6 protein-coding genes are annotated in these 7273 nt (G+C 71.6%); 3 read left to right on the top strand and 3 right to left on the bottom strand.

Going from position 1 to position 7273, the window contains the following annotated elements; genetic code table 11:
* A partial coding sequence (locus tag E4P40_RS28375; RefSeq protein ID WP_167762369.1) for a hypothetical protein occupies positions 1-618 on the top strand: 618 nt, incomplete at its 5' end.
* Positions 615-3245, top strand: a complete 2631-nt coding sequence (locus E4P40_RS24965) for a pentapeptide repeat-containing protein (protein ID WP_135161038.1) — start codon at positions 615-617, stop codon at positions 3243-3245. The genes E4P40_RS28375 and E4P40_RS24965, both read left to right, overlap by 4 nt.
* Here E4P40_RS24965 and E4P40_RS24970 read toward each other — a convergent pair.
* Positions 3205-3585 (bottom strand): hypothetical protein, encoded by a 381-nt coding sequence (locus tag E4P40_RS24970; protein ID WP_135161039.1) that lies wholly within the window; start codon positions 3583-3585, stop codon positions 3205-3207. The genes E4P40_RS24965 and E4P40_RS24970 overlap by 41 nt on opposite strands.
* A 13-nt stretch (positions 3586-3598) precedes the next feature.
* Here E4P40_RS24970 and E4P40_RS24975 point away from each other — a divergent pair, with 13 nt between their 5' ends.
* Positions 3599-4069, top strand: a complete 471-nt coding sequence (locus E4P40_RS24975; protein ID WP_135161040.1) for a hypothetical protein — start codon at positions 3599-3601, stop codon at positions 4067-4069.
* On the opposite strand, the gene E4P40_RS24980 is transcribed toward E4P40_RS24975, so the two are convergent.
* Positions 4029-6659, bottom strand: a complete 2631-nt coding sequence (locus E4P40_RS24980; protein ID WP_135161038.1) for a pentapeptide repeat-containing protein — start codon at positions 6657-6659, stop codon at positions 4029-4031. The genes E4P40_RS24975 and E4P40_RS24980 overlap by 41 nt on opposite strands.
* Positions 6656-7273: hypothetical protein (locus E4P40_RS24985; protein WP_167762369.1), on the bottom strand; the 618-nt coding region annotated here is incomplete at its 5' end. The genes E4P40_RS24980 and E4P40_RS24985, both read right to left, overlap by 4 nt.

Raw genomic sequence — 7273 nt, forward strand, 5'->3', positions numbered from 1 at the left:
GACGTCGGCGTGACGGTGCTGCCCGGGCAGGCCAAGTTCGAGCACGCGGTGACCGTGGACGAGTACCTGGCGCTCCGGCAGTCCGAGGCCGAGCTGCTCTGGCTCGGTACGGGTAGCAACCGCGTCATCCACCCCGACCTCGTGGTCAACACGCTGTCCAATCCACGCTTCTGGCTGCTCATGGGCGTGCCTGTCGGTGATGCGGCGATCCGGCATCGCCTGGTGAGCCAGTTGACGCGGTTGCGGATCAACGAGGCGTCCCGCCCGGTCGCCCGGCCGCTCTTCGACTCGGGCGACGACGACAGCCTGCTCGGAGACCCCGACGACGACCTCCTGGGGGCGGCGCCGCCGAACGCGGAGGCTGACGCCGGCACGGACGAGGAGACCGCCGTCCCGACGGAGGACGGGAGTGCGGTCAGCGGGGTCGCGGTGAACACGCGGATCGGCGACGACGAGGCGAACCTGCTCTTCTGGGTGGGCCTGGACGTGGTCGAGGACGACTGTCGCGACTTCGTACCGGACCTGCGGCACTACGCCGCGCACGTCCGCCATCCGGGACAGGGCAAGATCCCCGACCCGACCCTGCCCTGCCCCCTCCAGGGAAAGGCCTCCCGGTGAGCCACGTCCGACCCGCTGACCTGTTGGGGGTCTGGCGGCATGCCCGCGCCGAACTGGACTGGTCCCCGTGGCCGGGGCCACGTCCGTTGCACGGCGACGACAAGGAGGTGCTGGTCGGACGCGACGAGGACAAGGCGCGCTTCCGCCGGGAGGTCACCTCCCACCGGCTCATCCTGCTGACCGGCATGACGGGTGTGGGCAAGACCTCGTTGCTCGAGGCGGGCCTGGTCCCGGATCTACGCGAGTCGGGCTACACCGTGGGGCTGTGCCGGGACTGGAGCGGCAGCGCCGACGAGACGAACTCCGTGTCCTTCCTCTCCAGCAAGATCAAGTCGCAGCTCGAGGGGCAGGTGGACTTCGACCTGCCGGACGGCGCCCGGCTCTTCTGGGCGCTGAACGAGAAGCTGAACGAGCGATGCGTCATCGTCCTCGACCAGTTCGAGGAACTCATCCGTGATGCACCGGTCCTCATCGACGCCCTCTTCAAGCTGCTCGTGGAGGTCAATCGGCGCACCCACCTGCGGGTCGTCGTCTCCTTCCGCAGCGAGTACCTCCACGAACTCGCCGAGCTCGAGCAGAAGGTGCAGGCATTCAGCCTCACCCACGTGGCGCTGAGCCCCGTGGAGCCGCAGTACGCGCGCGACATCGTCGTCGCGCCGAACCGCAGACCGGGGCACCAGGACCGCCCAGCGATCACCGAGGCCGCTGCCGACCGGGTGACGAAGCTGTGGCGGAGTGCGCTCGAGGTCCCGACCGACTCCCACGAGGAACGTCGAGGGGTCCGCATCGGCCTCCTGCACCTGCAGGGGCTGCTCTACGTCCTGGCCTCCCGGTGCTCGGGACGCACGGTGGAGGGAGTCGACGTCGAGAAGCTCGCCTCCGCCTATCCCAGCGCCGCCGAGGTCTTCCGCACGGGTCTCCACCTCGCCGTGCACGAGAAACTCGACCGGTGCCGCCGCGCCGCCCAGCATCCGGACGTCCGGCTGGACCGCTACCTCGTCGACGGCACGCTGCAGATGGTGGTCGACGCCGTCACCCACCTGTCGAGCGCCGGCTACAAGCTCGTGCGGGACGTGCGGGACCTTGCCGAGGCCACCCTCGGCGACCGCCTCGACTCGCTCCACCTCGGCATCGAGCGCTGCGGCGCGGGGCTCGGTGAGCCGGACGGCGCCGCCCAGCCGGAGCAGGAGCGTGCCCTGCTCGGCGCCGTGCTCGACCTGATCCTCCCCGACCGGAGCATCGAGGAGCTGGACCTCCTGGCGGCCTCCCGAGCGGAGCTGGCCGCCCGCGCCGACGGGTCGGGGCCCAGGACGGCGACCATGACGTGGCTGGAACGGCTGCACGACGGACGCACCGGCCCGGAGGTCGACGCAGCCGACGTCACCTGCGGTCCGATGCTGGGGCACGCACCGGCGGCCGTCCTGATCGAGCAGCTCCGGCGCTTCGTCTTCGCTCTGGAGTGGTTGCACGCCAGCGACCTGGTCCGGATCAGCACCCCGGGAACGGGGGGCGCGATGATCGCCCTCATCCACGATGGTTTCGGCGCCGCACTGGACGAGTGGGCGAGAGCGGCCGGGCGGGGACCGAGCGGGGAACTTGCGGCGATCACCGCGCCGCGAGGTGGTTCGTTCGACTGGGACGAGACGCCCGAGCCGCCGGTCTCCGAGGTCGCGGAGCCGCGGCTGCTGGTCAACCTGCGGTGGCGCGGAGCATGGGTGACGGCGCGGTTCACCGACGTGGTGTTCGTCAACTGCGACTTCCGGGGGACCGGCTTCTCGCGGTGCGTCTTCGACGGCGTCGCCTTCGTCAACTGCCTCCTCGACGGCGCGATGTTCACCGACTGCGAGATCACCGGTGATCCACCCCCGGCCGAGCGGCAGTGGTTCCCCCACGCACCCCGCTTCGTCATCCCCGGTCCGGAGGATGTCGTCAGCGGCCTCGAGCACTACCTCGAGCGCTCCAGCGGGGCCACCGCAGTCCTCTCCCAGTTGCCCGGTCTGCCGGCGGTCCCGCTGTTCGACGGCGCCGACTCCGGGCCGGACGACAGCGGTCCGGCCCTCCAGCTCACCGAGCGTCCGGCCGGGCTGGTGGTCCTCGGCGGCCGGGTCTCGACCCTCATGATCCGGGCCTGCACCTTCTCGGGCGACAGCGCCCTGTCCTTCCGCCACGTGGGCGGCTCGGGGCTCGACGTCGTGGAGGTCGCCGGTGGCCGGGTCGAGATCGTCGGCAGCGCGCTCCGGCACATCACGTTCTCGGCCGCCACCGTGCGGGACGCCGCCCGCAGGGGGCTCCAGATCGACCTCGTGACCTCGAGCATCGCCCAGCTCTGGGTCAGCGAGGGTGTCGTCGGGACGCTGGCCGCCGACAACTGCATGCTCCTGCAGGTCTGGAACGGCTCCGGCGAGACGGAGGGCCGCGCCGCGAACTGCAGCTACCACGGCCTCGTCGGCGTCGTACCGGACGCGGAGTGCGTCCTCCTCGGGCCGGACCAGGCCGTCGCGGCGGCGGGCGACGTCGACGCCGACGGCACGGTCCACGAACGCGTGCGCCGGATGGACTACCGGCGCGACCCGCACCGCGCCGTCCTCACCCCAGCAGAAGCCGCAGCACAGCTGCCCGCACGCTGACGCCCAGGTCGCTCTGGTCGAAGATCCGCACGCGTGGGTCGCTGCGCAGCTCCGGCGCGATCTCGTCGATGACCGGCATCGGGGAGAGCACGACGGCTGTCTCGGGAAGAGTTCCTGCCGTTGCCGGTGTGAGGGCGAACGGCGCCCGGGCGGCGTCGTCCAGGTAGTCGTCACCCGAGCCCGGCGCGAGCCCGCCGAGGTGCAGGACGTCCAGGTCGGAGAAGTCCCCTCCGGACCGTCGGTCCGTCCTGTCCTCCAGTGCCGGCGGCAGCAGGAAGCCCGGGCTGCAGCGGGTGAACGGCGGCGATCCGGGCGGGGAGCACCCGACGCAGGCGCTCATCGACGTCGCCGCGATGCAGCGCTTCGCGGGCCCGCTGGAGGGCCTGCACGTCGGCATCAGCGGTGACCTGGGGATACGGGGGACCCGCTCACTGCTGGCACTCCTCGGTCGGCGTCCCCCTCGCCGCCTCACGCTGATCGCCCCGCCCACCCGCTGCAGCCCGGGCTTCCTGCTGCCGCCGGCACTGGAGGACAGGACGGACCGACGGTCCGGAGGGGACTTCTCCGACCTGGACGTCCTGCACCTCGGCGGGCTCGCGCCGGGCTCGGGTGACGACTACCTGGACGACGCCGCCCGGGCGCCGTTCGCCCTCACACCGGCAACGGCAGGAACTCTTCCCGAGACAGCCGTCGTGCTCTCCCCGATGCCGGTCATCGACGAGATCGCGCCGGAGCTGCGCAGCGACCCACGCGTGCGGATCTTCGACCAGAGCGACCTGGGCGTCAGCGTGCGGGCAGCTGTGCTGCGGCTTCTGCTGGGGTGAGGACGGCGCGGTGCGGGTCGCGCCGGTAGTCCATCCGGCGCACGCGTTCGTGGACCGTGCCGTCGGCGTCGACGTCGCCCGCCGCCGCGACGGCCTGGTCCGGCCCGAGGAGGACGCACTCCGCGTCCGGTACGACGCCGACGAGGCCGTGGTAGCTGCAGTTCGCGGCGCGGCCCTCCGTCTCGCCGGAGCCGTTCCAGACCTGCAGGAGCATGCAGTTGTCGGCGGCCAGCGTCCCGACGACACCCTCGCTGACCCAGAGCTGGGCGATGCTCGAGGTCACGAGGTCGATCTGGAGCCCCCTGCGGGCGGCGTCCCGCACGGTGGCGGCCGAGAACGTGATGTGCCGGAGCGCGCTGCCGACGATCTCGACCCGGCCACCGGCGACCTCCACGACGTCGAGCCCCGAGCCGCCCACGTGGCGGAAGGACAGGGCGCTGTCGCCCGAGAAGGTGCAGGCCCGGATCATGAGGGTCGAGACCCGGCCGCCGAGGACCACCAGCCCGGCCGGACGCTCGGTGAGCTGGAGGGCCGGACCGCTGTCGTCCGGCCCGGAGTCGGCGCCGTCGAACAGCGGGACCGCCGGCAGACCGGGCAACTGGGAGAGGACTGCGGTGGCCCCGCTGGAGCGCTCGAGGTAGTGCTCGAGGCCGCTGACGACATCCTCCGGACCGGGGATGACGAAGCGGGGTGCGTGGGGGAACCACTGCCGCTCGGCCGGGGGTGGATCACCGGTGATCTCGCAGTCGGTGAACATCGCGCCGTCGAGGAGGCAGTTGACGAAGGCGACGCCGTCGAAGACGCACCGCGAGAAGCCGGTCCCCCGGAAGTCGCAGTTGACGAACACCACGTCGGTGAACCGCGCCGTCACCCATGCTCCGCGCCACCGCAGGTTGACCAGCAGCCGCGGCTCCGCGACCTCGGAGACCGGCGGCTCGGGCGTCTCGTCCCAGTCGAACGAACCACCTCGCGGCGCGGTGATCGCCGCAAGTTCCCCGCTCGGTCCCCGCCCGGCCGCTCTCGCCCACTCGTCCAGTGCGGCGCCGAAACCATCGTGGATGAGGGCGATCATCGCGCCCCCCGTTCCCGGGGTGCTGATCCGGACCAGGTCGCTGGCGTGCAACCACTCCAGAGCGAAGACGAAGCGCCGGAGCTGCTCGATCAGGACGGCCGCCGGTGCGTGCCCCAGCATCGGACCGCAGGTGACGTCGGCTGCGTCGACCTCCGGGCCGGTGCGTCCGTCGTGCAGCCGTTCCAGCCACGTCATGGTCGCCGTCCTGGGCCCCGACCCGTCGGCGCGGGCGGCCAGCTCCGCTCGGGAGGCCGCCAGGAGGTCCAGCTCCTCGATGCTCCGGTCGGGGAGGATCAGGTCGAGCACGGCGCCGAGCAGGGCACGCTCCTGCTCCGGCTGGGCGGCGCCGTCCGGCTCACCGAGCCCCGCGCCGCAGCGCTCGATGCCGAGGTGGAGCGAGTCGAGGCGGTCGCCGAGGGTGGCCTCGGCAAGGTCCCGCACGTCCCGCACGAGCTTGTAGCCGGCGCTCGACAGGTGGGTGACGGCGTCGACCACCATCTGCAGCGTGCCGTCGACGAGGTAGCGGTCCAGCCGGACGTCCGGATGCTGGGCGGCGCGGCGGCACCGGTCGAGTTTCTCGTGCACGGCGAGGTGGAGACCCGTGCGGAAGACCTCGGCGGCGCTGGGATAGGCGGAGGCGAGCTTCTCGACGTCGACTCCCTCCACCGTGCGTCCCGAGCACCGGGAGGCCAGGACGTAGAGCAGCCCCTGCAGGTGCAGGAGGCCGATGCGGACCCCTCGACGTTCCTCGTGGGAGTCGGTCGGGACCTCGAGCGCACTCCGCCACAGCTTCGTCACCCGGTCGGCAGCGGCCTCGGTGATCGCTGGGCGGTCCTGGTGCCCCGGTCTGCGGTTCGGCGCGACGACGATGTCGCGCGCGTACTGCGGCTCCACGGGGCTCAGCGCCACGTGGGTGAGGCTGAATGCCTGCACCTTCTGCTCGAGCTCGGCGAGTTCGTGGAGGTACTCGCTGCGGAAGGAGACGACGACCCGCAGGTGGGTGCGCCGATTGACCTCCACGAGCAGCTTGAAGAGGGCGTCGATGAGGACCGGTGCATCACGGATGAGTTCCTCGAACTGGTCGAGGACGATGACGCATCGCTCGTTCAGCTTCTCGTTCAGCGCCCAGAAGAGCCGGGCGCCGTCCGGCAGGTCGAAGTCCACCTGCCCCTCGAGCTGCGACTTGATCTTGCTGGAGAGGAAGGACACGGAGTTCGTCTCGTCGGCGCTGCCGCTCCAGTCCCGGCACAGCCCCACGGTGTAGCCCGACTCGCGTAGATCCGGGACCAGGCCCGCCTCGAGCAACGAGGTCTTGCCCACACCCGTCATGCCGGTCAGCAGGATGAGCCGGTGGGAGGTGACCTCCCGGCGGAAGCGCGCCTTGTCCTCGTCGCGTCCGACCAGCACCTCCTTGTCGTCGCCGTGCAACGGACGTGGCCCCGGCCACGGGGACCAGTCCAGTTCGGCGCGGGCATGCCGCCAGACCCCCAACAGGTCAGCGGGTCGGACGTGGCTCACCGGGAGGCCTTTCCCTGGAGGGGGCAGGGCAGGGTCGGGTCGGGGATCTTGCCCTGTCCCGGATGGCGGACGTGCGCGGCGTAGTGCCGCAGGTCCGGTACGAAGTCGCGACAGTCGTCCTCGACCACGTCCAGGCCCACCCAGAAGAGCAGGTTCGCCTCGTCGTCGCCGATCCGCGTGTTCACCGCGACCCCGCTGACCGCACTCCCGTCCTCCGTCGGGACGGCGGTCTCCTCGTCCGTGCCGGCGTCAGCCTCCGCGTTCGGCGGCGCCGCCCCCAGGAGGTCGTCGTCGGGGTCTCCGAGCAGGCTGTCGTCGTCGCCCGAGTCGAAGAGCGGCCGGGCGACCGGGCGGGACGCCTCGTTGATCCGCAACCGCGTCAACTGGCTCACCAGGCGATGCCGGATCGCCGCATCACCGACAGGCACGCCCATGAGCAGCCAGAAGCGTGGATTGGACAGCGTGTTGACCACGAGGTCGGGGTGGATGACGCGGTTGCTACCCGTACCGAGCCAGAGCAGCTCGGCCTCGGACTGCCGGAGCGCCAGGTACTCGTCCACGGTCACCGCGTGCTCGAACTTGGCCTGCCCGGGCAGCACCGTCACGCCGACGTC

It is taken from the genome of Blastococcus sp. CT_GayMR20 (assembly GCF_004570345.1).

Excerpts from the sequence above, each read along its gene's own strand:
- E4P40_RS24970 (WP_135161039.1), bottom strand. The coding sequence starts at position 3,585 with ATGAGCGCCTGCGTCGGGTGCTCCCCGCCCGGATCGCCGCCGTTCACC.
- E4P40_RS24975 (WP_135161040.1), top strand. The coding sequence starts at position 3,599 with ATGCAGCGCTTCGCGGGCCCGCTGGAGGGCCTGCACGTCGGCATCAGC.